Here is a 22352-nt window from a genome sequence, read left to right on the forward strand (position 1 = left end):
CCGATTACCGCCCACGCACTTTCGGTGACCGCGTCACGTCATGAATGGCCGCTCGACGTACGCGGCGAGCGTCGGCCGATGGCTCATGCCGGGCTTCCGGTAGAGCCGTATCGCGGCCGTGTTCCCCGCGTCGACCATGAGGGCGCCGCACCCGTGCCGCCGTGGCGTCTCGGCGAGGACGCGGCCGCAGGCGGCGCTCCCCAGGCCACGGCCCTGGGCGTCCGGGTGCGCGGCCACTCCGGCGATCAGGCCGGCCGACGGCGCGGACCAGGCGAGCGCGGCCGTGGCCACGAGCCGTCCCGCGCCGTCGCGGACGCCGGCCCGCGCTCGATCCCGGCACGCCCGGCATGGCGTTCGAGCCCGGGGCGGCGACGCTCCCACTCGCCCATGCTCGCCCATGCTCGCCCGCGCCCGTTCAGGGCCTGGGCCTGTCTCGAGGTCCCGCTGTCCTGCTGCGCGGCGCCCAGGCGGCTCGCCGCGTTGTCCTCAGTCGGCAGCCAAACCAGGCTGCCTCCTTCGTCCGCCGTGCGAGGCACCACCTGGACACCGCTCGCTACGGACGGGACCTCGAGACGGGCCCTGGGCCACCCACCGGCAGAGCGAGTCGCCGCCGCACGGCGCCACCGGCTCGTCATGGTCGTCGGTCGCGCGCATCACACGGCGGTCCGCCGGGCGGATCTCTATGCGGCCTCGGCGGAGATGCGCCGGATCACGTCGTCGCGCAGGCCGGCCAGGTCGGCGCCCGCGTCCACGAGAACCTGGGCCGCGAGGCCCTCGCCCTCGCGGATCAGGCCGAGGAGGATGTGCCCGCCGCCGATGTGCTTGTGCCCCAGGCGCAGGGCCTCGCGCAGGGAGAGTTCGAGGACCTTCTTGGCGCGTTTGCTGAAGGGGATGTGGCCCGGCGGCGCCGGCTTGTCACCGCGGGCGTCGAGCGCGCCGGGGCCGAAGCTCGCCTCGGTGACCCGGCGTACCTCGTCGAGGTCGATGCCGAGTGTCGCGAGCGCCTGCGGATCGAGCTCGCCGGCGGGCGGCCCGACGACGCCGACGACCCGGCGGCGCAGGTCCGCGGGGTCCAGGCCCCGGTCGCGCAGCGCCTGGGAGCCGGGCCCCTCGGCCGCCTCCGCCATCGCGAGCAGCAGGTGCTCGGTGCCGATCTGCCGATGGCGCAGCCGGCGGGCCTCCTCCTGCGCGTTCTGCACGACCTCGCGTGCCTCTTCCGTGAACCGTTCGAACATTCCTACCGCTCCTTTCCGAGAATCCGCCGGCCGCCGTGCTTCTTGTGGACGGCCTGCCGGCTCACGCCGAGACAGACCGCGATCTCCTGCCAGGACCATCCCTGGTCGCGTGCGCTCTGGACCTGCAGCGCCTCGAGCCGCTCGGCGAGCTCGCGCAACGCGCGGACCGCCCGTAGCCCGACCGCCGGGTCACGGCTGCTCGCCTCCTGGGCGAGCTGTACTCCATCGCTCATGGCTGTCAACATAGGTTGACGCGAGACTCCTTGTCAACCAAGGTTGACGACGCCTGGATCGAGCCGGCCGCCACCGCCGTGCGTACTCCCGGGTGCCGGGCCCGCCGAGGCCCGCCGACCATCAGGGAGAAGCCGCATGTTCAAGCCCCGTGCCAGCCGCCTGCGTGAGAGCGAGGGGAAGGATCTCCGTGCCCTGACCGAGCGCCACCGCGCCGCCGAACCGGCCGAGACGCTCGCCGGGGAACGCGCCGTCGTCGAGCGCCTCGCCGGGCTCACCTCGGCGCTGGACGACCCGTGGGCCGCGGCCACCGTCCTGTTCGGCGGCTCGCCGCGGGAGGCCGATCCCGCGCCGCCGCCGCGTGTCCGGGCCCGGCCGCGCCGGCGGCTCGTGCGGGCGAGGCCGGGCGCGATGTCCACCGAATGAGATTCGACTCACCGGGGTGGATCTTCCCCTCCGGCCCGCCACTTGGCCATACTCGTCGGACGGGGCGTCCGTCCGGGCGGCCCGAAGCGGCGGAAGGCGAGGGATGACGGTTCTCACCAGCGCGCTCGACCCCGCGGGCGAGGCGTACGCCGAGCGCCGGGCGGCGATGCTGGCAAAGCTCGCCGATCTGGACGCCGAGCACGCCAAGGCGGTGGCCGGGGGCGGCCCGAAGTACGTCAACCGGCACCGCGGCCGGGGCAAGCTGCTCGCGCGCGAGCGGATCGAGCTGCTCCTCGACCCGGACTCGCCGTTCCTGGAGCTCTCGCCGCTGGCGGCGTGGGGCAGCGACTTCGCCGTCGGCGCGAGCATCGTCAGCGGCATCGGTGTGGTCGAGGGCGTCGAGTGCGTGATCTCCGCCAGCGACCCGACCGTCCGCGGCGGATCCAGCAACCCCTGGACCGTGGCCAAGTCCTTCCGCGCCTCCGACATCGCGCTGGAGAACCGCCTGCCGCTGATCAACCTGGTCGAGTCCGGCGGCGCCGACCTGCCGACGCAAAAAGAGATCTTCATCCCGGGCGGGCGGGTCTTCCGCGACCTGACGCGGCTCTCTGCCGCCGGCATCCCGACGATCGCGCTCGTCTTCGGCAACTCCACGGCCGGCGGCGCGTACCTCCCCGGCATGAGCGACTACGTCGTCATGGTCCAGGACCGCGCCAAGGTCTTCCTCGGCGGGCCGCCGCTGGTGAAGATGGCGACCGGCGAGGAGTCCGGCGACGAGGAGCTGGGCGGCGCCGAGATGCACGCGCGCAGCAGCGGCCTGGCCGACTACATGGCCGCCGACGAGCACGACGCCCTGCGCATCGGCCGCCGGATCGTCGCCCGCCTCGACTGGCGCAAACAGGGCCGTACGCCGCTGCCCGCCGTGCCCCCGAAGTACGCCGAGGAGGAGCTCCTCGGCATCGTCCCAGAGGACCTCAAGATCCCCTTCGACCCGCGCGAGGTGATCGCCCGTATCGCCGACGCGTCGGACTTCGACGAGTTCAAGCCCCTGTACGGCACGAGCCTCGTCACCGGCTGGGCGACGCTGCACGGCTACCCGATCGGCGTGCTCGCCAACGCCCGCGGCGTGCTGTTCGGCCAGGAGTCGCAGAAGGCCGCGCAGTTCATCCAGCTCGCGAACCAGACCGGCACCCCGCTGCTCTTCCTGCAGAACACCACCGGCTACATGGTCGGCAGGGAGTACGAGCAGGGCGGCATCATCAAGCACGGCGCGATGATGATCAACGCGGTGTCCAACAGCCGGGTCCCGCACCTGACCGTCGTCATGGGCGCCTCGTACGGCGCCGGCAACTACGGCATGTGCGGCCGGGCGTACGCCCCGCGCTTCCTGTTCACCTGGCCGAGCGCCAAGTCCGCGGTGATGGGCCCGGCGCAGCTGGCCGGCGTGATGTCCATCGTCGGCCGCCAGGCGGCGCAGGCGCGCGGGCAGGAGTTCGACGAGGAGGCCGACGCGCAGATGCGCGCGCTGGTCGAGGCGCAGATCGAGTCCGAGTCGCTGCCGTTCTTCCTGTCCGGGCGGCTGTACGACGACGGCGTCATCGACCCGCGCGACACCCGTACCGTCCTCGGGCTCTGCCTGTCCGCGATCAACAGCGCGCCCGCCGCCGAGAAGCCGAGCGGTTTCGGCGTATTCAGGATGTAGGCGAATGATCTCCAGACTGCTGGTGGCGAACCGGGGCGAGATCGCCCGGCGGGTCTTCCGTACCTGCCGCGACCTCGGCATCGAGACGGTCGCGGTGTTCTCCGACCCGGACGCCGGGCTGCCGCACGCGGCCGAGGCCGACCGCGCGGTGCGCCTGCCGGGCGCGACGCCCGCGGAGACCTATCTCGACCAGAAGGCGGTCCTGGCCGCCGCCCGTGCGGCCGGCGCCGACGCCGTCCATCCCGGTTACGGCTTCCTGTCCGAGAACGCCGGCTTCGCCGAGCTGGTCACGGGTGCGGGCCTGACCTGGGTGGGCCCGCCCGCACGGGCGATCGGCGCGATGGGCCTCAAGGTCGAGGCCAAGCGGCTGATGCGCGCGGCGGGTGTGCCCGTGCTGCCCGACCTCGACCCCGGCGCGATCACCGAGTTCCCGGTGCTGGTCAAGGCCTCCGCCGGCGGAGGCGGCCGCGGCATGCGGGTCGTACGCGAGGCGGGCGACCTGGAGGAGGCGGTCGCGTCGGCGCGGCGGGAGGCCGAGTCGGCCTTCGGCGACCCGGCGGTGTTCTGCGAGCCGCTGCTGACCGGCGCCCGCCACATCGAGGTGCAGGTGCTCGCCGACGACCACGGCACGGTCTGGACGCTGGGGGAGCGGGAGTGCTCCATCCAGCGGCGCCACCAGAAGGTCATCGAGGAGGCGCCCTCGCCGGCCGTCGACGCCGAGCTCCGCCAGCGCCTGTGTGAGGCGGCCGCCGCCGCGGCCCGCGCCATCGGCTACACCGGCGCCGGCACCGTGGAGTTCATGCTCTCCCCGGACGGCGGCTTCTTCTTCCTGGAGGTCAACACCCGGCTGCAGGTGGAGCATCCGGTCACCGAGTGCGTCTACGGCGTCGACCTGGTCGCGCTGCAGATCGAGGTGGCCGAGGGCGCCGCGCTGCGCGACCCGCCCCGGCCCTCCGGCCACGCGATCGAGGCCCGGCTCTACGCCGAGGACCCCGCCGAGGGGTACCGGCCGAACAGCGGCACGCTGCACGCCTTCGCGGTGCCCGGCGTCGACGCGGAGTTCCGTGCCCCGGCGGTGTACGGCCTGCGTCTGGACGCCGGCGTGACCTCCGGCAGCGTGGTCTCCACGCACTACGACCCGATGCTCGCCAAGGTCGTCGCGTACGCGCCGACCCGGTCCGCCGCCGCCCGCCGGCTGGCCGCCGCGCTGGCCGGCGCGCGAGTCCACGGCCCGGTCACCAACCGCGACCAGCTCGTCAACGTCCTGCGGCACGAGGCGTTCCTGTCCGGCGCGACCGACACCGGCTTCCTCGACCGCCACGACACGACCGCCGCGCTCGCCGGCGAGGAGGCCGTACGCCTGTCGGCGCTGGCCGCCGCCCTGGCCCAGGCCGCCGCGAACCGCGCGTCCGCACGCGTCCTCGGCGGCCTGCCGAGCGGCTGGCGCAACGTCTCCTCCCAGCCGCAGCACGCGGCGTTCGAGGAGGCCGAGGTGGCCTACCGCATCACCCGGGACGGTCTGGTCGCGGAGGGGCATGAGGACACCGTGGTCGCCGAGGCCGGCCCGTCGGAGGTGGTCCTGGAGACCGGCGGCGTACGCCTGAGGTTCGCGGTCGCCAGGTACGCCGGACGCGTCCACGTCGACTCGGCGCTCGGCGCGGTCACGCTCACGCCCCTCGAACGCCTGCCCGACCCCGCCGAGCGGATCGCGCCCGGCACCCTGCTCGCGCCGATGCCCGGCTCGGTCATCCGCGTCGCGGTGAGCGAGGGCGACACGGTCGAGCGGGGCCAGCCGATGCTGTGGCTGGAGGCGATGAAGATGGAACACCAGATCCTCGCCCCGGCGGACGGCGTCGTGGCCACGTTGCACGCCGAGGTCGGAAACCAGGTCGAGACCGGCGCCGTGCTCGCCGTCGTCACCGAGGAGTAGAGATGGATCCGCTCGTACGGCTCGCCGATGACGGCGGCGTCGCGACGATCACCATGGACTCGCCGCGCAACCGCAACGCCCTGTCGCGGCGGCTCGTGGCCGAGCTGCGCGAGGCGCTCACCGCCGCGCTCGGCGACGACGGCGTACGCGTCGTGGTGCTCACCGGGGCGGGCACGGTGTTCTGCGCGGGGGCCGACCTGAAGGAGCAGTCGGCCGGCGGGCCGCCGCCGGACGTGCCCGGCCTCGTCCGCCTCATCTGGGACAGCCCCAAGCCCGTCGTGGCGCGACTCAACGGCCCGGCGCGGGCCGGCGGGCTCGGCCTGGTCACCGCGTGCGACCTGGCCGTCGCCCCGGACACCGCGACGTTCGCCTTCACTGAGGTACGGCTGGGCGTCGTGCCCGCGATGATCGCGGTCACGTGCCTGCGGCGCATGGACCCGCGGGCCGCCGCGGAGTACTTCCTGACCGGCGAGGTCTTCGACGCGCGGCGCGCCCAGGAGATCGGGCTGGTCAACCGCGCCGTGCCGGCCGGGGAGCTGGACGACGCGGTCGCCCACTACACCGGGATGCTCCTGCGCGGCGCGCCGGAGGCCCTTGCCATCGCCAAGCGGCTGCCGCGCGTCGTCCCGGCGCTGGACGTCGAGGAGGGCTTCGCGCGGATGACGGAGCTGTCCGCCGAGCGCTTCGGCTCCGAGGAGGCCAAGGAGGGCATCGCCGCCTTCCTGGAGAAACGCGACCCGCGCTGGCTCCCGTAGCCCCTGCTAACGTGCGCGTGTGACAATCCCCGGCCGGCTCAGTCGCGCGGCGTGACGCTCACCCCTGAGGCGCCCGCGCTCGACCGGCGGCTGCTCACCGCCGAGATCTGGGTCGTCTTCGCGCTCTCGCTCGGCGCCAGCGGCGTGTCGGCGCTGCTGCAGCTCATCGCCTCGCTCACCGCGCCCAAGTCGCTCTCCCACCAGCGGGCGCTGCTCGTCGGCTCGCTCGCGCCGGGGCGGCCGTGGATCGACCTGATGTTCCAGCTGTTCAACCTGGCGGCCGGCGTGGCCCCGGTGGCGCTCGTGGCCTACCTCCTGGTGCGCTCGGGGGAGTCGCTGTCGACCCTGGGCGTCGACCGGCGCCGGCCGGGGCAGGACGCCCTGCGCGGCGCGATCCTGGCAGCGGTGATCGGCGGAGCGGGCCTGGCGCTGTACCTCGGCGCATATCACGCCGGCGCCAACCTCAACGTCGTGCCCGCGCAGCTGCCCGCCGTGTGGTGGCGCATCCCGGTGCTGATCCTGGCCGCCGCGCAGAACGGCGTGCTGGAGGAGGTGCTCGTCTCCGGCTACCTCCTCCACCGGCTCAACCAGCTCGAGTGGCGGCCGAACCGGGCCCTGACCGTCAGCGCGCTCCTGCGCGGCTCGTACCACCTCTACCAGGGCTTCGGCGGGTTCGCCGGCAACGTCGCGATGGGCCTGATCTTCGGCCGCGCCTACCAGCGCTGGGGACGCGCGGCGCCCCTCGTCGTCGCCCACACGCTCATCGACGCGACCACGTTCGTCGGTTACACCCTTCTGCACGGGCATGTCTCATGGCTCCCGTGAGATGGCGGTATCTGCCGAAAAGGACATGGGATGAACCGATAGCGTCTAAGGCATGAGACTCGGTGTCCTCGATGTGGGCTCCAATACCGTGCATCTGCTGGTGGTGGACGCGTACCAGGGAGCGGCGCCGCTGCCGGCCTTCTCCCACAAAGACGAGTTGCGGCTCACCGCCCACCTGGAGGACGGCAACCGGCTGTCCGACCTCGGCGCACGGCGCCTGCGCGCGTTCGTCGACGACGCACTGCGCATCGCCGAGGACAAGGGCGTCGAGGAGGTCGTCGCCTTCGCGACCTCGGCCATCCGCGACGCGGTCAACGGCGAGGAGGTCCTCGACGGCATCCGGGACAACAGCGGCATCGACATCCCGGTGCTGTCCGGCGAGGACGAGGCGCGGCTGACGTTCCTGGCCGCGCGCCGCTGGTTCGGCTGGTCGTCGGGGCGGCTGCTCGTCCTGGACATCGGCGGCGGCTCGCTGGAGATCGCCTCCGGCGCGGACGAGGAGCCCGACTCGGCGGTGTCGGTGCCGCTCGGCGCCGGCCGGCTCACCCGCGACTGGCTCAGCGCCGACCCGCCGCCCCCCGAGGAGGTCCGCCAGCTCCGCAAGCACGTCCGTACGACGATCGCCCGTGAGGTCGGCGGCATCCTGCGCTACGGCGCGCCCGACCATGCCGTGGCCACCTCCAAGACGTTCCGGCAGCTCGCCCGCATCACCGGCGCGGCGTCCTCGAACCAGGGCCCGCTCGTACGCCGGGTGCTGTCCCACGCCGCGGTCACCGAGTGGGCCGGGCGGCTCCCGGCGATGACCGCCCACGAGCGCGCGGGGCTGCCCGGAGTGTCCGAGGGCCGGGCGCCGCAGCTCCCCGCCGGGGCGATCGTCGCCGACGCCGCCATGGACCTCCTGGACGTCAGCGAGGCCGCCGTGTGCCCGTGGGCGCTGCGCGAGGGCGTGATCCTGCGCCGCCTGGACCTCCTGCCCCAGGCGCGCTGAACCGGTGGCCGACGGGCCACCGGCCCGTACGCGCCCAGGACCTGTCTCGAGGCCCCGCTGTCCGGCTGCGCCACCAACGGGGACCTCGAGACAGGCCCTAGCTCACCGGGGACCAGTAGTCGCCGGCCATGACGAGGTAGACGAGCATCTTGATCGTCTCGCCGTAGTAGGTGTCTTCGTAGGGGTTGGACGCGAGGAAGTTCCAGAGCGCGTCGGTCCAGGCCTGGTCGCCCGCCGCCATGGCGGCGACGCCGACCGGGTCGTTGGCGGCCTCGCTCTGGTCGTCGGTCTGCGCCGGCGTCCCGTCGAGCCTGGTGTGCGGGTAGATCTCGGCCGGGTCGCCGCCCGCGTGACTCTTGTAGCTCGCCGACTCCTTCTTCGCGACGCCGAGGCTGACCGGGGCGCCGTACACCAGCGCGTCGGTGCCCATGTGCCACGGGACGCGCACGGAGTTGTAGCCGACGATGTTGTCCGGCTGGTCCTCCTGGTAGTCCGCCGGAGCGGGCTTGGGGCTGTTGCCGTTCGCGCCGACGACGAAGTCCGACAGCAGGTTCGCGGTGGGGGAGTAGGCGGCGGTGAACGCCGTGACGACCGCCTCGGTCCGCGTGATGACCTTGTTCCAGTCGTGGGCCGTGTCGTAGGCCGCGAACGCGCGCAGGTGGTCGAGCATGAAGTCCGAGGGCCGGGTGTCGGTGCTCGGCCCGTCGTCCTCGCACTTCAGGTGCCCATCGGAGGCGACGTCGGCCGCGTAGAGCCTGGCCAGCCAGTCCTTGGCGGCGGCGGTGTAACCGCCCCACTGCCGGTCGGCCAGGATGAGGCCGTACCCGACGTCGAGGTCGCCGTCGGTGGCCCCGTCCGGTGTGCCCGAGTCGGCGTACGCGCACGACTTGCCGTCCAGGATCCACTGCATCATGCCCTTGGCGTCGCGGTGGGTGGAGACGACGTGCCACAGGCCGTCGAACTCCGCCTTGGCGTCGGCGTCGTAGCCGGCCATGAGCGGCACGATGTTCATGCCGTAGCCCTGCGCCTCGGACACGGTGCCCTTGTTGGGCGCGTCGCCGGTCGCGTAGACGAGGTGGCCGCCGCACGCGGCGCGCAGGTAGTGGCTCTTCCACGAGTCGTACTGCCTCTTGACGGCGGCGTCCCGTGTGGCCTGGCTCGCCGAGGGCATGACGCCGGTCTTGTAGGTGACGTGGGCGGGGAAGGGGCGCGCGGCCGTGTCCGCGGCGTCGGCGTGAGGGGCGGGCACGGCGGCCGCGACCGCCAGCGCGACGACGGCCGTCAGGACCTTTCGTCTGAGCATGGAGGAACTCCTCGGGGGCGGAGAACACTCGTTAGGAAGGTTTCCTAACAAGGCCAGAGGATGATCGCGCATCGCGCTTCCGTCAAGAGGTGTCGGCGAATCCTGACGAGATCTGTCATCGACCCGTGTCGAGTCGCCGCGCCGATCGGGAGAACGCCGGGGTCCTCCTGAGGCGAAAAAGAAGACGCAGCTCAGGAATGTCCGAGGAACATATCAGGGCCATCGTCGACCCCGTTCACCGGCGCGAGGAAAACGCTTATCACGGCCGATGGAAATGCCAGGACCTTACGGCGACGGTCAGGTCGCCCAATGGCGGGTGATCTCCTCGCGTGCCGGGGGCGGGCCTGGGAGAGGATCGGCCGGGCTCATGCGCAGGGCGTCGAGCATCAGGGCCAGGGACCGCTCGCGCAGGAGCCGCGTCCGCTGCTCGTCCGCCAGCCGCACCGCCGCGACCTGTTCGAAGACCAGGGCGATGTCGTCCAGCACGACGTCGGGCCGGATCGCGCCCGCCGCGCGAGCGCGCTCGAACAGCCGTGTGCTCAGGTCCTGGGCCCTCAGCGCCTCGCGGCGCAGCTCCGCGTCCGGCGTGAAGCTCCCCGCGAGCCGCAGCGTCAGCGCGTACAGGTCCGCGGCCACCACGCGCCGCATGAAGCGGCGGAACATCGCCCCGTGGTCGCCCCCGTCGGCGAGGGCGGCCTCCGCCTCGCGGTTGTAGAGCCGTACGGCGTCCGCGCAGAGCCGGCGGAGGAGCTCCTCCTTGGAGGTACAGCGCCGGTAGAGGGCGCTGATGCCCACCCCCGCCCGTTCGGCGACGGTCGCGATCGGGGCGGCCGGATCGGCGGCGAAGACGGCGCGCGCGGCAGCGAGGATGAGCTCGTCGTTGCGCACCGCCTGAGCGCGGCGGCCGTTCAGCGGCACGGACCGGCCTCCATCCGCTCAGCATATGAGGATCGAGGCGTTCCGTCGGGGCGCGGACTCCGCAGGCGTTCGACGCCGTACGGAGCCGGAGGCATCGCGGTCACGGCCGTGCGGCGGCCGTCAGTGGTGGCGGACGACGTGGTGCACGACGTGGTGGTGGACGACGTGGTGATGGACCACGTGATGGGAGTGGCCTCCGCAGGCCGTGAGCGCCAGAACCAGGGCCGCACCGATCACGCCCGCCGAACGAAGCCGCTGAACCTTCACGTCTTTCCCCTCCGATTTTCAGGTCTTCTCCAGCGCACGTCCAGAGACCTTGGACGTGCGTACAAGACAAGAGACGTGACGCGAGGACGCGCGGTTCCATCGGGAACCGCGCGTCCTCGCGTGGTCCTGCGGGGGCGTCCGGGCGGGGGGACGCCCCTCAGCGTGGGGTCAGAGGTCCATGCAGGACAGCGCCCGCTGGAACGCCGCCTTCTGGCCGTCGGGCTGGCCGGCCGCGCCGAGCAGCTCGGCCAGGTCGAACCACGTGCGGGCGGCGGGGCGGTGCGCCTCCATCTTCTCCAGGTAGTCGACCGCCTGCGACAGGGCGTTCACCGCCTCCTCGCGCTGGCCGAGCCCTTCGTAGGCCTCGCCGAGGACCGTGTACGCCTGGGCGATGGCATGGCCGGCGGTGTCCTTCAGAAGGTCGGTCGCGCGTGTGGCGAACGCGGCCGCCTCGACGGGCCGGCCCAGCGCGAGCTCGGCCCGCGCCTGGATGGTGAGGCACCAGGCCATGTCGACCGTGCTCGCCGAGCTCGACTCGAGCTCGCGCTCGGCCTTGAGGAGCACCTCGCGCGCCCGCTCCGCGTCCTGCGGACGGGCGATCAGGAGGAACAGCGCGTAGGCCGTGCGCAGGCGGCTGAGGTTACGCGGGTCGTTCTCCTCGCCGAGCAGCGCGATGGCGCGTTCGGCGAGCCGCAGCGCGGCGTCGAACTCCCCGCGCTGCTCCGCGACCAGACCGGCGTTCCAGTACGCGGCCATCAGCGCCCGCGGGGTGCCGATGGCCTCGGCACGCTCGATCAGCGCCTGGGCGAGCTGGTTGGCGTACGCCAGGTCGCCGCGGAAGTAGTACGCCGCGAGCACCGTGGCGCCGAGCATGACCATGGAGTCGCTCCACTGGCCGCCGCCCTCGGTGAGTCGCTCCAGCGCCTCCTCCCCGGCGCGGATGCTCGCCGCGAGGTCGCCGCGCTCGCGGAGACAGCGGCTGAGCGCCGTGTGGAGCTCGGCCCAGTGGTCCGGGTCGGCCTGCGCCGAAGTCAGCTCTGCGGCCCGCTCAAGCTCGACGATGGCCTCTTCGAGGGAGCCGGTCGCCTCCAGTGCCAGGGCGTGTCCCCAGCGCGCCTCGTGGGCGAGCGCCGGCAGGTCGGCGAGCGCCGGATGGGACAACACCTCGGCGAAGCAGGTACGGGCCTCGTTGGTGGCACCGTTCTGCAGGGCGATCTGGGCGTACCTCATCGTCTCCTGGAGGCCGGTCATCGCCTCCTCGGTCACGCCCGTCGTGAGGTAAGCGGTCGAACAATCTAGCTTCCGTGCCAGCAGAGCCACCATGCTGGGGGCAGGCGTGCGCTTGCCGCTCTCAATGAGTGACACATAGCTGTCGGAGAGCTCCGGCCACGCTAGCTGGGCCTGAGACATGTTCTTCCTCAAGCGCAGGTTACGTATCCGTTCGCCCAGCGATTCTTGACTTGGCATCCCGCCCACCTCTACAAGAAAGTGACAGAACCACACGAAAGGATAGAAAAGAATGTCACACCTTCGCAGGGCCGTGGCCTTGATCATTCTGGCGATGATGGGCTGGTTCTTGGCGTTCGGTTCCATCGGAGCGGGCATCACGGCCGCGTCCGCCGCTTCTACCACCGCGAACGAGACCGTGCCGATCGCCTGCTGCTGACCGCACTGACCTGCTGACTTTCTGGTCAGCAGGGCTGTCGGTCGAGGGCGTACCGGCGACGGTGCGCCCGACCGGGATCGACGCTTCGGCGGCCCGCGAGCGCCGGATCGTCGATCCCGGGCACATCGCAAGAAGCCGGGAGTGGCCTAGAGCGGCCACAGCCGGACGGTGCCGAGACCGGTTCCCGCAGGTGGAGACCGCGGCCTCGGACCGCCCGCGGTGGCGTCGTGCCTCTGCGGGGAGCCGCGGAATTGCGGCCACCGCTCCGCTGTTGTCGGTGGGGCGGTGACACGGAGGCGCCGCGTCTTCGACCCAGGGAGCTGAGGAAATGGCCACGACGACACTGACCGCCGCCAACTTCGACCAGACGGCAGCCGGTGAGGGCATCCTGCTGGTCGACTTCTGGGCGAGCTGGTGTGGCCCGTGCCGCATGTTCGCGCCGGTGTACGACCGGTCGTCGGCCAAGCACGAGGACATCGTCTTCGGCAAGGTCGACACCGAGGCCGAGCAGGACCTGGCCGGACGCTTCGAGATCACGTCGATCCCCACGATCATGGCGATCCGCGACGGCGTCATCGTCTTCGCCCAGCCCGGCGCGCTGCCCGAGCAGGCGCTGGAGAGCCTGATCGAGCAGGTCCGCGCCCTCGACATGGACGACGTGCGCAGCAAGCTCGCCGCCCAGTCCTGACCCGCGCCGCTCAGACGAGTATCGGGATGAGACAGACCGCGAACAGGCCGTAGAACGCCGCGGCCCAGGTCAGCGTCCTCCCGGTGAACCTCCCCGAGGTGAGCGCGATCAGCAGGAACAGCATCGCGACCACCGTCACGATCCCCGAGAGCAGCAGCGGGCCGTCGAACCGCCACGGCGTGAACAGGATGCCCAGCCCCGAGGGGACGGTCGCCTGGATCATCATGGCGCCACTGATGTTCGCCAGGGCGAGATGCGTCTTGCCCTGGCGAACCCAGATGATCGCGTTCATGATCTCGGGCAGCTCGGTCGCGATGGGGGACAGCAGCAGCGCGGTGACGGCGGCCGGCAGGCCGAGCATCGGGCCGATGGCCTCCAGCGCGTGCACGAAGAGCTGCGAGGCCACGAAGATGACCGCGAGGGTGACGACGGCCTGCGTGACGACCGCCCACGTGGCGGGCCTTTCGCGACGCGGCTGCAGCTTGAGCGGCTCGACGTCGACGGTGCCGCCCTCGTCCCCGGTGTCGCCGTCGGCGCGCAGCTCACGCCAGAAGTAGACCCCGTACGCCGCGAAGAACAGCAGCCCGAGCCAGGGCTTGAACGCGAAGCTCAGCAGCCCGAGCGTGACCTTCACCGCGAAGATCACCAGGAACCAGCGCTGGTCGCGCGCGAGCTTGGCCGTGTCGCCGAGCCGCTCCGCCCCGGTCTCGGCCCGTCGCCGGCGGCTCGTCACCAGCATGAAGCCGGTCACGCCGTACGCGGCGGTGGCGAGGGCGAGCGGGCCGCCCATCGCGGCGCCGACCCCGATGTCCTTCTGCTCCGGTCCGGCGCCGAACACGACCGCGACGAACGTCACGACGCTCTCCGGCAGCGCGGTGCCGAAGGCGGCCAGGACCGTGCCGACCGCGAGCGGGCCGACCTTGAGGCGCAGGCCCAGCCACTCGACCGCGTTGACGAACCACTCACAGGAGAGGTAGATCGCGACCGCGCAGGCCAGCAGGATCACCACGTGCAGCATGAAATTCCTTCGGTCATGCGCCGTGGGACGGATCGGATGAGACTTCGGCCCACGGCGACGGACAGACGTCACCATTTGCCGAAGGTCTCGTCCACCCCTGAGCGGGGCCCGGGCACCGGGAGCGCGCGCGCTCCAGCATGTCGATGACCGGCGGGCGGGACTACTCCCCTTCGCCACGGTCAGCCTACCTGCTCGAAACGACCCCACGCCGCGAGGTGTGGATCGGTTACCCTGGGGGCATGGCAGCCGTGTTCGCGACGACGACGCCGGGGCGACCCCGGCGCATCGGCTGCACGCACTGACTCACGCAGCATCGAGGCCCCGGGAGCGATCCCGGGGCCTCGGCGTTCCGGCCTCGTGACCGCTCCCGCGAAACAGGAGTGGATCATGGAGAGCGAGGAGTCCGGCGGCGGCGAGCAGTCGGTAGCATTCGATCGCGACAACACCCATCACCTTCGAGGAGCATCAGTGCCTGAACTGCGCATCACCCTCGGCGGAAGCGAGCGTGTGGTGGCGGCGGGCACCACCGTCGGAGAGGCGCTCGACGCCGACGGCCGCACCGTCATCGCGGCACGCGTCAACGGCCAGGCCCGCGACCTCGCGTACGTCCTGAACGAGGGCGACGCCGCCGAGCCCATCGAGGTCGGCTCGGGCGAGGGCCTGTCCATCGTCCGCCACTCGGCGGCGCACGTCATGGCCCAGGCCGTACAGGAGCTGTTCCCCAAGGCCAAGCTGGGCATCGGGCCGCCGGTCGACAACGGCTTCTACTACGACTTCGACGTGGAGCAGCCCTTCCAGCCCGATGACCTCAAGCGCATCGAGAAGCGCATGCGCGAGATCGTCAAGCAGGGCCAGTCCTTCTCCCGGCGGGTCGTCACCGACTCCGGCGCGCGCGAGGAGCTGGCCGGCGAGCCGTACAAGCTCGAGCTGATCGGGCTCAAGGGCGCGGCCGGTTCCGCTCCGAGTGACGAGGAGAGCGTCGAGGTCGGCGGCGGAGAGCTGACCATCTACGACAACCTCGACGCCAAGACCGGCGAACTGTGCTGGAAGGACCTGTGTCGCGGGCCGCACCTGCCGAGCACCCGCGCGATCCCGGCGTTCAAGCTCATGCGCTCCGGCGGGGCGTACTGGCGGGGGAGCGAGAAGAACCCCCAGCTCCAGCGCATCTACGGCACCGCCTGGGAGTCGCGCGACCGGCAGGACGCCTACCTCAAGTTCCTCGAGGAGGCCGAGAAGCGCGACCACCGCAAGCTCGGCGCCGAGCTCGACCTGTTCTCGTTCCCGAGCGAGATCGGCAGCGGCCTGGCGGTCTTCCACCCCAAGGGCGGCATCGTCCGGCGGGTGATGGAGGACTACTCACGCGGGCGCCACGAGCAGTCGGGCTATGAGTTCGTCAACACCCCGCACATCACCAAGGGCGACCTGTTCAACACCTCCGGGCACCTCGGCTGGTACAAGGACGACATGTTCCCGGCGATGGAGGTCGACGGGGCCGAGTACTACCTCAAGCCGATGAACTGCCCGATGCACAACCTGATCTTCCGTGCGCGCGGACGGTCCTACCGCGAGCTGCCGCTGCGGCTGTTCGAGTTCGGCACCGTCTACCGCTTCGAGAAGTCCGGCGTCGTGCACGGCCTCACCCGCGTCCGCGGCATGACCCAGGACGACTCCCACATCTACTGCACCAAGGAGCAGATGGTCGGGGAGCTGAAGAACCTCCTCACCTTCGTACTCGACCTGCTGCGCGACTACGGCCTGAGCGAGTTCTTCCTGGAGCTGTCCACCCGCGACGACTCCGAGAAGTTCATCGGCGCCCAGGAGGACTGGGACGAGGCCACCGCCGCGCTCCAGGAGGCGGCCGACGAGTCCGGCCTCGAACTCGTGGCGGACCCGGGCGGGGCGGCCTTCTACGGCCCGAAGATCTCGGTGCAGGCCAAGGACGCCATCGGCCGCACCTGGCAGCTGTCCACCATCCAGGTCGACTTCAACCAGCCGAAGCGGTTCGGGCTGGAGTACCAGGCCGCGGACGGCACCCGCCAGCAGCCGGTGATGATCCACCGGGCGCTGTTCGGCTCGATCGAGCGATTCTTCGGCGTCCTGCTGGAGCACTACGCCGGCGCGCTGCCGCCCTGGCTGTCACCGGTGCAGGTCGTCGGCATCCCGATCTCCGACGACCACGTGCCCTACCTGGAGCAGGTCGCCGTACGCCTGCGTGAGCGCGGCGTACGGGTGGAGGTCGACTCCTCCTCCGACCGCATGCAGAAGAAGATCCGCAACGCGCAGAAGCAGAAGATCCCGTTCATGCTGCTGGCCGGCGACGACGACGTCTCCAAGAACGCCGTCTCGTTCCGCTACCGCAGCGGCGAGCAGAACAACGGCGTCTCGGTGGACGAGGCGGTCGAGGAGATCGCCAAGGCCGTCGAGCAGCGCGTCCAGATCTGAACCGCGTCGCCCGGCCGCGCCTCCGCGGCGCGGCCGGGGACGGGCCCTAACCGATCGTCAGGCGCTCTTCCCCGGCCGCTGCGGCCTCCTTCGCCGTCACCGGCATCCGGACGTCGTCGACGGTCACGTTGACCTCGACGACCCGCAGGCCGAGCATGCGGTTGGTCTGGGTGGCGACGTTCGCCTTGACGAGACGGGCCACCTCCATGACGACGTGGCCGTACTCGATCACGATGGTGACCTCGATGGACACCTCTTGCCCGTCGATGCTGGCCTTGACGCCCTGGTCGCCGCGCCGGTGGCCGACGCCGATGCGCTCGCGGACGTTCTCCACCGTACGGGCGACGTCTCCGCCGAGGTCGGCGACGCCCTCCACCTCGGTCGCGGCCAGGCCGGCGACCTTCTCGACGACCTCGTCCTCGATGTCGATGCGGCCCTTGATCTGATCGGCGGGCTGTCCCGGTTCCGTCGCGAGGGCGGTGACGATGTTGGCCCGTTCGGTGTTCTCTTCCGAGGCCGGCTCGTCGGCCCGCTCGGGCGGTGGCTTCTCGTCGGCGAGTGCGGGCATGGCGGCCTCCAGTCGTGGGTCGCCTCATTTTGACGGACCGCACCCCCACCTGGCATCAAAAGCCACTTAAAACCCATAACGCGCGTCCCTGGCCCGCAACCCCGGAGGGGTGCGCCGGCGGCGCGGTCCTATGCTTCTGGCATGACCGAGCCCAAGCGTGAGGAGCAGTTCGGCGTCGGCGATCCCGACGCCTTCCAGCGGCTGTGGACCCCCCACCGGATGGCGTACATCAAGGGTGAGAGCAAACCCACGGGCTTGGGCCCGGACGACGGCTGCCCGTTCTGCGAGATCCCCAAGATGGACGACGAAGAGGGTCTGATCGTACGCCGTGGTGAGCACGCCTACGCCGTGCTCAACCTGTACCCCTACAACTCGGGCCACCTCATGGTGTGCCCGTTCCGGCATGTCAGCGACTACACCGAGCTGGAGACGGCCGAGACCGTAGAGGTCGCGCTGCTCACCAAGCGCTCGCTCACCGCACTGCGCAAGGCGAGCGGCGCCCACGGCTTCAACGTCGGCATGAACCTCGGCACCGTCGCCGGCGCGGGCATCGCCGCCCACCTGCACCAGCACGTCGTCCCGCGCTGGGGCGGCGACACCAACTTCATGCCGATCATCGGCCAGACCCGCGTGCTGCCGCAGCTGCTCCGCGACACCCGCCAGATCATCGCGGACGCCTGGCCGCTCGACTGAGCCCGGCTCTCGACCGAGGAGGCGTCACCCATGGGCCGGCCCATCCTGCTGTACGACGGCGACTGCGGCTTCTGCACGACGTCGGCACGTTTCATCGAGCGGCGCATCCCGACGAGCGCGAAGATCGTCCCGTACCAGGACGCGGACCTGGAGGCGCTCGGCACGACCGAGTCCCGCGCGAGCGGCGAGGTCCTCTGGGTACGTGACGGCCGCGTACGCGGCGGCGCCCAGGCCATAGCGAGCCTCCTGATCGACGCGGGCGGCCTGTGGTGGCCCCTCGGCGAGCTCATCCGTCTGCCGCCGGTCCGCTGGCTCGCGGCGGGCGTCTACCACGTGGTCACGGTCAACCGTCACCGCCTTCCCGGCGGCACCCCGGCCTGCGCCCTCCCCGCCGCCGAACGCCCCGGCGCTGAGAGCTGACCCTCTTCAGGTCCGGGCTTGGGTGGCCGTGACGGCCGGGGACCCAGGACAGCGGCGGATCCGAAACCGCACGCCGGAGCAGGCCTCGCAGGGCCACAGGCCACGCGTCATCGGTCTTGGGTCACCGGCCACGGGTCACGGGTCGCGGGCAACCGGCCACGGTCACGGGTTGCGGGCAACCGGCCACGGGTTGCGGGTCGCCGGCTGCGGCTGCGGCTGCGGCTGCGGGCACGGGCCACCGGCCGCCGGTTGCGGGCCGCGGATGAACGGCCATGGTGGCTGGGGTCGTAGGGGCCCGGTCCGCCTGCCGCCAGTCCGCCCGCGTCGACCTGGCCGACCGTCACCGCCCTTCCTCCGTTTACCCGCCCTGACCCGGCGGTCGGCCGCCGGCGTCTACCCGGCCGATCCTCGCCGCCTGCCCGCCGCCTGCCCGCCCCTCACCCGCCGTGAGCCGCCGGCCGGTCACGGGGCGTCGGGCGTTGGACTTCGCCGCCGTGGCGGCGCGAAGGTCCGGGACGGTGACGAACCGGATCCCGGGGGCAGGTCGCGGATCATCGCGGGCGGCCCCGCAGTGCCACCAGCCGGCGACGGGTGTTGCAGGGATCCCATCTGCGGTCAGTTCGCCTGTGTCCACCTGGCCGACCGTCACCCGCTTTCCGGCCGCTGACCGCTCCGACTCGGCGGCCGGCGTCTCCCCAGCTGATCGTCAGCGCCTTCTCACCGCTGACCGCCCTGAGTGAGTCGCCCCCCTGAGAGCAGCGGCCGGTCGCGGGCGTCAGGCCTTGGACTTCGCCGCGGTGGCGGCGAGCAGGTCCGGGACGGTGACGAACTCGAACCCGCGGGCGCGCAGGCCGCGGATCATCGCGGGCAGGCCCCGCAGTGCCACGAGCCGGTCCCGATGACCCGTGTCGTGGGCCAGCAGGATGGTCCCGGGCTCGCACGAGTCGACGATGTAGTCGACGAGCCGGCTCGGCGGATGGCCGAGGTAGGCCTCGCGCATCTTCAGCGACCACAGCACCACGTGGTAGCCGAGCTGGCCCGCCGCGCTCAGCGTCGCCCCTCCGATGTTGCCGAACGGTGGGCGCAGCAGCTGCGGCTCCTTGCCGGTCACCTCGAAGATCGCGGCGTGGGCGCGGTACATCGCCTGCAGCGACTGCTCGTGTGTCATGCGGGACAGGTCGCTGTGGCCCCAGGTGTGGTTGCCGACCGCGTGCCGGTCCATGCGGCCGTGGATCAGCCGGGCGTTCTTCCGCACCCGCTGCCCGACGAGGAAGAACGTCGCCGGGATCTTGGCCTCGTCGAGGATGTCGTGCGCCATCGGGGTCCAGTTCGGCATCGGACCGTCGTCGAAGGTCAGGGCGACCAGCTTCTGGGAGGTGTCGACCGCCCACGAGACGTCGACGTGCGCCGGAGCGGGACGCCACGGGCCCTCGGTCGGGACGCCCGGCGCCGAGACCGGCGTCTCCGGCATCGCGTCGGCGTCGTCCAGCAGCCCGCCCGCCACGACGCCGCCCAGCGTGCCCAGCCCGCCGGTCGCCAGGCCCGCCACCGTCCCGGCGCCCCCGGCGGTCAGCGCCCGCAGGATCGAGCGCCGCGACGCCTTCTCTCGCTCCGTCATCGCCACTCGCCCACTGAAACCGCCCTGCGCGCCCCGTACGGCGCCGCTGCGGGCCTGCCGTACGCTCGGCCTGAGCCGCGTTCACCCGGCCCCCCGGAGCGCTCTCTCGCCCGCCTGCGCTCGTCCCGAGCCCCCGTCTCGCTCATGCTCCGATCATCGCAAACCGCGGGTTAACGCTTCGTCATCCCCCAGGAGGATCATGCGGGCGCCGCGAGGACGAGACGCGCCGGCCCCGCCTCCCCCCAAGGGAGCAGCGGGGCCGGCGCGACCGCGGGTCCTACGAGTCGGCGGTGACCTTCTCGGCCAGTTGCGCGGGCAGCGGTTCGTACCGCAGGAAGGTGCGGTTGAACGTTCCCGTGCCGTGCGACATCGAGCGCAGGTCGATCGCGTACCGCGTGATCTCCAGCTGTGGCACCTCCGCCTTGATCAGGGACCGGCCGCCCGCGATCGCCTCGCTGCCCAGCACGCGGCCGCGCCGTGAGGACAGGTCCGACATCACCGCGCCGACGTAGTCGTCGGCGACCAGCACCGCGACCTCGTCGACCGGTTCCAGCAGCAGGACCTTCGTCTTGGCCGCCGCGTCCTTCAGGCCGAGCTGCCCGGCGGTCTGGAACGCCATGTCGGAGGAGTCCACCGAGTGCGCCTTGCCGTCGTACAGCGTGACCCTCACGTCGACCATCGGGTAGCCGGCGAGCACGCCGCGCTCCATCTGGACGCGTACGCCCTTCTCGACCGACGGGATGAACTGCCGGGGCACGACACCACCGACGATCTTGTCGTTGAACTCGAAGCCCGAGCCCGAGGGCAGCGGCTCCACCTCGACGTGGCAGATGGCGTACTGGCCGTGTCCGCCGCTCTGTTTGACGTGCCGGCCGAGGCCCCGCGCGGTCCCGCCGAACGTCTCCCTCAGCGGCACCCGCAGCGTCACGGTCTCGACCTCGACGCCGTAGCGGCTGCTCAGCCGCTCGAGCAGCACGTCGGCGTGCGCCTCGCCCATGTTCCACAGCACGAGCTGGCGCGTCTCGGAGTTGTTCTCCAGCCGCAGGGTCGGGTCCTCGGCCACCAGCCGGGCCAGCGCCTGGGAGAGCTTGTCCTCGTCGGCCTTCGACTTGGCCTGGATCGCCGTCGGCAGCAGCGGGTCCGGCATCGACCACGGCGCCATCAGCAGCGGATCCTCCTTCGCCGAGATCGTGTCGCCGGTCTCGGCATGGGTCAGCTTGGCGACCGCGCAGATGTCGCCCGCCAGGCAGGAGGACATCGTCCGCTGGAGCTTGCCCAGCGGCGAGGTCAGCGCGCCGACGCGCTCGTCGATGTCGTGGTCCTCATGGCCACGGTCCTCCAGGCCGTGCCCGGACACGTGCACCGTGGCGTCCGGCGTCAGTGTGCCGCTGAAGACCCGTACCAGCGAGATGCGCCCGACGTACGGGTCGGAGGTGGTCTTGACGACCTCGGCCACCAGTGGCCCGTCCGGATCGCAGGTCAGCTCCCTGGCGGACCTTCCGTCGGTGCCGGTGACCGCGGGGATGCCGTGCTCCAGCGGCGACGGGAAGGCCTGGGTGATCACCTCGAGCACCTCGAGCATGCCGATCACCGGGCCGGGGTTGTCACCGTGCGGCACCGACGTGGTGAGCACCGGGTAGAAGCTGCCGCGCGCGACCGCCTTCTCCAGGTCCTCGATGAGGGACTTGACCTCGATCTCCTCACCGGACAGGTAGCGGTCCATGAGGGTCTCGTCCTCGCTCTCCTGGATGATCCCCTCGATGAGAGCGCCGCGCTGCTCGGACAGGCGGTCCAGGAACTGCTGGTCCGGGTCGCGCTCGGCGCGATCGCCGGAGGAGTAGTCGAGGCACTTCTGCGACAGCAGCGCGATCAGCCCGGTCTCACACGGGAAGTAGCACGGGAGAACGCCGTCGCCGAAGGCGTCCTGGCACTCGGTAAGCACCTCGTCGAAGTCGCCCCGCTGCTGGTCGATCTTGGTGATGACGACCGCGCGCGGCATGCCGACCGCGGCGCACTCGTCCCACAGCATCCGGGTGACGCCGTCGATGCCGTCCACCGCCGAGACCACGAACAGCGCCGCGTCCGCCGCGCGCAGCCCGGCACGCAGGTCGCCGACGAAGTCGGCGTACCCGGGAGTGTCCAGCAGGTTGACCTTGACGCCCGAGTGGGCGAAGGACGAGACCGAGAGGTTCACCGAGCGTTGCTGGCGCATCTCGACTTCGTCGTAGTCACTGACCGTCGAGCCGTCCTCGACGCGACCGGGCCGCTGGATCGTACCGGTCGCAGCGAGCAGCGCCTCGACGAGAGTCGTCTTCCCCGCCCCGGAATGGCCGACCAACGCGATATTGCGTATCTTCTCGGGTTGGTCGACCGATGGTGCCCTGCCGGCGGCTCCTTGGGGACCTGTCTTATCCGCCACGCGCCCACCTCCACTGAGGACCTGGGTGTGACGGGCGCCACACCCGTGGTCACCACCCTTACGGTCTTGGCCACATATCACAAGGGGGTGACAAGCAAACGCTCGAGTCCTCCTCGGTTCTGCCCTTCCCACCTGCGCCGACGCCACGCACTACGATTGGCCCGCCGGGGGGATCGGTCACGGTAACGGGCGGAAACGGGGTTGCGGGTCCTTTGACGGATGTCACCAACGCAACCGGAT

At 71.6% G+C, this 22352-nt stretch carries 21 protein-coding genes and 1 pseudogene; 11 read left to right on the forward strand and 11 right to left on the reverse strand.

Annotated features, from left to right (window positions below):
- Window positions 1–33: 33 nt before the first annotated feature.
- From QWU11_RS35825 to QWU11_RS35835, 3 genes and pseudogenes are all read right to left on the reverse strand, one after another.
- A complete protein-coding gene (locus tag QWU11_RS35825) occupies window positions 34–399 on the reverse strand; it encodes a GNAT family N-acetyltransferase (protein ID WP_290118954.1) in 366 nt (121 codons plus the stop codon).
- A gap of 299 nt (window positions 400–698) precedes the next feature.
- Window positions 699–1235 (reverse strand): annotated as a pseudogene (locus QWU11_RS35830) (Clp protease N-terminal domain-containing protein); the annotation flags it as partial.
- A gap of 2 nt (window positions 1236–1237) precedes the next feature.
- The gene (locus QWU11_RS35835; protein WP_290118955.1) at window positions 1238–1468 is read right to left on the reverse strand and encodes an RNA polymerase subunit sigma-70; all 231 of its coding nucleotides are present in this window, start codon (window positions 1466–1468) and stop codon (window positions 1238–1240) included.
- A 136-nt stretch (window positions 1469–1604) separates the two neighbouring features.
- On the opposite strand from QWU11_RS35835, the gene QWU11_RS35840 reads away from it, so the two are divergent.
- From QWU11_RS35840 to QWU11_RS35865, 6 genes are all read left to right on the forward strand, one after another.
- Entirely contained in the window at window positions 1605–1892 is a 288-nt protein-coding gene (locus tag QWU11_RS35840) for a hypothetical protein (protein WP_290118956.1), read from the forward strand.
- Between the two features lie 103 nt (window positions 1893–1995).
- Entirely contained in the window at window positions 1996–3594 is a 1599-nt protein-coding gene (locus QWU11_RS35845; protein WP_290118957.1) for a carboxyl transferase domain-containing protein, read from the forward strand.
- Window positions 3595–3598: 4 nt separating this feature from the next.
- Complete coding sequence (locus tag QWU11_RS35850) at window positions 3599–5524, forward strand: biotin carboxylase N-terminal domain-containing protein (protein ID WP_290118958.1); 1926 nt, start codon at window positions 3599–3601, stop codon at window positions 5522–5524.
- Window positions 5525–5526: 2 nt separating this feature from the next.
- The gene (locus QWU11_RS35855; RefSeq protein WP_290118959.1) at window positions 5527–6279 is read left to right on the forward strand and encodes an enoyl-CoA hydratase-related protein; all 753 of its coding nucleotides are present in this window, start codon (window positions 5527–5529) and stop codon (window positions 6277–6279) included.
- A gap of 51 nt (window positions 6280–6330) precedes the next feature.
- A complete protein-coding gene (locus tag QWU11_RS35860) occupies window positions 6331–7104 on the forward strand; it encodes a CPBP family intramembrane glutamic endopeptidase (protein WP_290118960.1) in 774 nt (257 codons plus the stop codon).
- A 52-nt stretch (window positions 7105–7156) separates the two neighbouring features.
- On the forward strand, window positions 7157–8092 hold the full coding sequence (locus tag QWU11_RS35865; protein WP_290118961.1) for a Ppx/GppA phosphatase family protein: 936 nt from the start codon (window positions 7157–7159) through the stop codon (window positions 8090–8092).
- A 97-nt stretch (window positions 8093–8189) separates the two neighbouring features.
- On the opposite strand, the gene QWU11_RS35870 is transcribed toward QWU11_RS35865, so the two are convergent.
- The 4 genes from QWU11_RS35870 to QWU11_RS35885 form a co-directional block, all read right to left on the reverse strand.
- A complete protein-coding gene (locus QWU11_RS35870; protein ID WP_290118962.1) occupies window positions 8190–9395 on the reverse strand; it encodes a glycosyl hydrolase family 8 in 1206 nt (401 codons plus the stop codon).
- Between the two features lie 297 nt (window positions 9396–9692).
- Window positions 9693–10313 (reverse strand): TetR family transcriptional regulator, encoded by a 621-nt coding sequence (locus QWU11_RS35875; RefSeq protein WP_290118963.1) that lies wholly within the window; start codon window positions 10311–10313, stop codon window positions 9693–9695.
- A 120-nt stretch (window positions 10314–10433) separates the two neighbouring features.
- Window positions 10434–10580, reverse strand: a complete 147-nt coding sequence (locus QWU11_RS35880) for a hypothetical protein (RefSeq protein ID WP_290118964.1) — start codon at window positions 10578–10580, stop codon at window positions 10434–10436.
- A gap of 168 nt (window positions 10581–10748) precedes the next feature.
- Window positions 10749–12047, reverse strand: a complete 1299-nt coding sequence (locus tag QWU11_RS35885; RefSeq protein WP_290118965.1) for a helix-turn-helix domain-containing protein — start codon at window positions 12045–12047, stop codon at window positions 10749–10751.
- Between the two features lie 52 nt (window positions 12048–12099).
- On the opposite strand from QWU11_RS35885, the gene QWU11_RS35890 reads away from it, so the two are divergent.
- Both QWU11_RS35890 and trxA read left to right on the forward strand, forming a co-directional pair.
- Window positions 12100–12246: a hypothetical protein gene (locus QWU11_RS35890; protein ID WP_290118966.1), complete on the forward strand. Its 147-nt coding sequence runs from the start codon at window positions 12100–12102 to the stop codon at window positions 12244–12246.
- A 328-nt stretch (window positions 12247–12574) separates the two neighbouring features.
- The gene (gene trxA, locus QWU11_RS35895) at window positions 12575–12934 is read left to right on the forward strand and encodes a thioredoxin (protein ID WP_290118967.1); all 360 of its coding nucleotides are present in this window, start codon (window positions 12575–12577) and stop codon (window positions 12932–12934) included.
- Between the two features lie 10 nt (window positions 12935–12944).
- Here the strand turns inward: trxA and QWU11_RS35900 are convergent, their stop codons facing one another.
- A complete protein-coding gene (locus tag QWU11_RS35900; protein WP_290118968.1) occupies window positions 12945–13952 on the reverse strand; it encodes a hypothetical protein in 1008 nt (335 codons plus the stop codon).
- 468 nt (window positions 13953–14420) lie between these two features.
- Between QWU11_RS35900 and thrS the strand changes: the two genes are divergently transcribed.
- Window positions 14421–16394 carry a threonine--tRNA ligase gene (gene thrS, locus QWU11_RS35905; RefSeq protein ID WP_290118969.1) on the forward strand — a complete coding sequence of 658 codons (1974 nt, stop codon included), beginning with the start codon at window positions 14421–14423 and terminating at the stop codon, window positions 16392–16394.
- 46 nt (window positions 16395–16440) lie between these two features.
- Here thrS and QWU11_RS35910 read toward each other — a convergent pair whose 3' ends face one another.
- A complete protein-coding gene (locus QWU11_RS35910) occupies window positions 16441–16962 on the reverse strand; it encodes an Asp23/Gls24 family envelope stress response protein (protein ID WP_290118970.1) in 522 nt (173 codons plus the stop codon).
- A gap of 141 nt (window positions 16963–17103) precedes the next feature.
- Between QWU11_RS35910 and QWU11_RS35915 the strand changes: the two genes are divergently transcribed.
- Window positions 17104–17655, forward strand: a complete 552-nt coding sequence (locus QWU11_RS35915; RefSeq protein WP_290118971.1) for an HIT domain-containing protein — start codon at window positions 17104–17106, stop codon at window positions 17653–17655.
- Window positions 17656–17685: 30 nt separating this feature from the next.
- Window positions 17686–18075 (forward strand): DUF393 domain-containing protein, encoded by a 390-nt coding sequence (locus QWU11_RS35920; RefSeq protein WP_290118972.1) that lies wholly within the window; start codon window positions 17686–17688, stop codon window positions 18073–18075.
- A 775-nt stretch (window positions 18076–18850) separates the two neighbouring features.
- On the opposite strand, the gene QWU11_RS35925 is transcribed toward QWU11_RS35920, so the two are convergent.
- Together QWU11_RS35925 and QWU11_RS35930 are read right to left on the reverse strand one after the other, a co-directional pair.
- Window positions 18851–19693 carry a polysaccharide deacetylase family protein gene (locus tag QWU11_RS35925; protein WP_290118973.1) on the reverse strand — a complete coding sequence of 281 codons (843 nt, stop codon included), beginning with the start codon at window positions 19691–19693 and terminating at the stop codon, window positions 18851–18853.
- Between the two features lie 277 nt (window positions 19694–19970).
- Window positions 19971–22112: an elongation factor G-like protein EF-G2 gene (locus QWU11_RS35930; RefSeq protein WP_290118974.1), complete on the reverse strand. Its 2142-nt coding sequence runs from the start codon at window positions 22110–22112 to the stop codon at window positions 19971–19973.
- Between the last annotated feature and the right edge of the window lie 240 nt (window positions 22113–22352).

Origin of the sequence: Actinomadura sp. DC4 (assembly GCF_030406325.1) — a bacterium.
In the GTDB taxonomy this organism is placed as follows: Bacteria; Actinomycetota; Actinomycetes; order Streptosporangiales; family Streptosporangiaceae; genus Actinoallomurus.

Excerpts from the sequence above, each read along its gene's own strand:
- QWU11_RS35825 (WP_290118954.1), bottom strand. The coding sequence starts at position 399 with ATGGGCGAGCATGGGCGAGTGGGAGCGTCGCCGCCCCGGGCTCGAACG.
- QWU11_RS35835 (WP_290118955.1), bottom strand. The coding sequence starts at position 1,468 with ATGAGCGATGGAGTACAGCTCGCCCAGGAGGCGAGCAGCCGTGACCCG.
- QWU11_RS35840 (WP_290118956.1), top strand. The coding sequence starts at position 1,605 with ATGTTCAAGCCCCGTGCCAGCCGCCTGCGTGAGAGCGAGGGGAAGGAT.
- QWU11_RS35845 (WP_290118957.1), top strand. The coding sequence starts at position 1,996 with ATGACGGTTCTCACCAGCGCGCTCGACCCCGCGGGCGAGGCGTACGCC.
- QWU11_RS35850 (WP_290118958.1), top strand. The coding sequence starts at position 3,599 with ATGATCTCCAGACTGCTGGTGGCGAACCGGGGCGAGATCGCCCGGCGG.
- QWU11_RS35855 (WP_290118959.1), top strand. The coding sequence starts at position 5,527 with ATGGATCCGCTCGTACGGCTCGCCGATGACGGCGGCGTCGCGACGATC.
- QWU11_RS35865 (WP_290118961.1), top strand. The coding sequence starts at position 7,157 with ATGAGACTCGGTGTCCTCGATGTGGGCTCCAATACCGTGCATCTGCTG.
- QWU11_RS35870 (WP_290118962.1), bottom strand. The coding sequence starts at position 9,395 with ATGCTCAGACGAAAGGTCCTGACGGCCGTCGTCGCGCTGGCGGTCGCG.
- QWU11_RS35885 (WP_290118965.1), bottom strand. The coding sequence starts at position 12,047 with ATGCCAAGTCAAGAATCGCTGGGCGAACGGATACGTAACCTGCGCTTG.
- QWU11_RS35890 (WP_290118966.1), top strand. The coding sequence starts at position 12,100 with ATGTCACACCTTCGCAGGGCCGTGGCCTTGATCATTCTGGCGATGATG.
- trxA (WP_290118967.1), top strand. The coding sequence starts at position 12,575 with ATGGCCACGACGACACTGACCGCCGCCAACTTCGACCAGACGGCAGCC.
- QWU11_RS35900 (WP_290118968.1), bottom strand. The coding sequence starts at position 13,952 with ATGCTGCACGTGGTGATCCTGCTGGCCTGCGCGGTCGCGATCTACCTC.
- QWU11_RS35910 (WP_290118970.1), bottom strand. The coding sequence starts at position 16,962 with ATGCCCGCACTCGCCGACGAGAAGCCACCGCCCGAGCGGGCCGACGAG.
- QWU11_RS35915 (WP_290118971.1), top strand. The coding sequence starts at position 17,104 with ATGACCGAGCCCAAGCGTGAGGAGCAGTTCGGCGTCGGCGATCCCGAC.
- QWU11_RS35920 (WP_290118972.1), top strand. The coding sequence starts at position 17,686 with ATGGGCCGGCCCATCCTGCTGTACGACGGCGACTGCGGCTTCTGCACG.
- QWU11_RS35925 (WP_290118973.1), bottom strand. The coding sequence starts at position 19,693 with ATGACGGAGCGAGAGAAGGCGTCGCGGCGCTCGATCCTGCGGGCGCTG.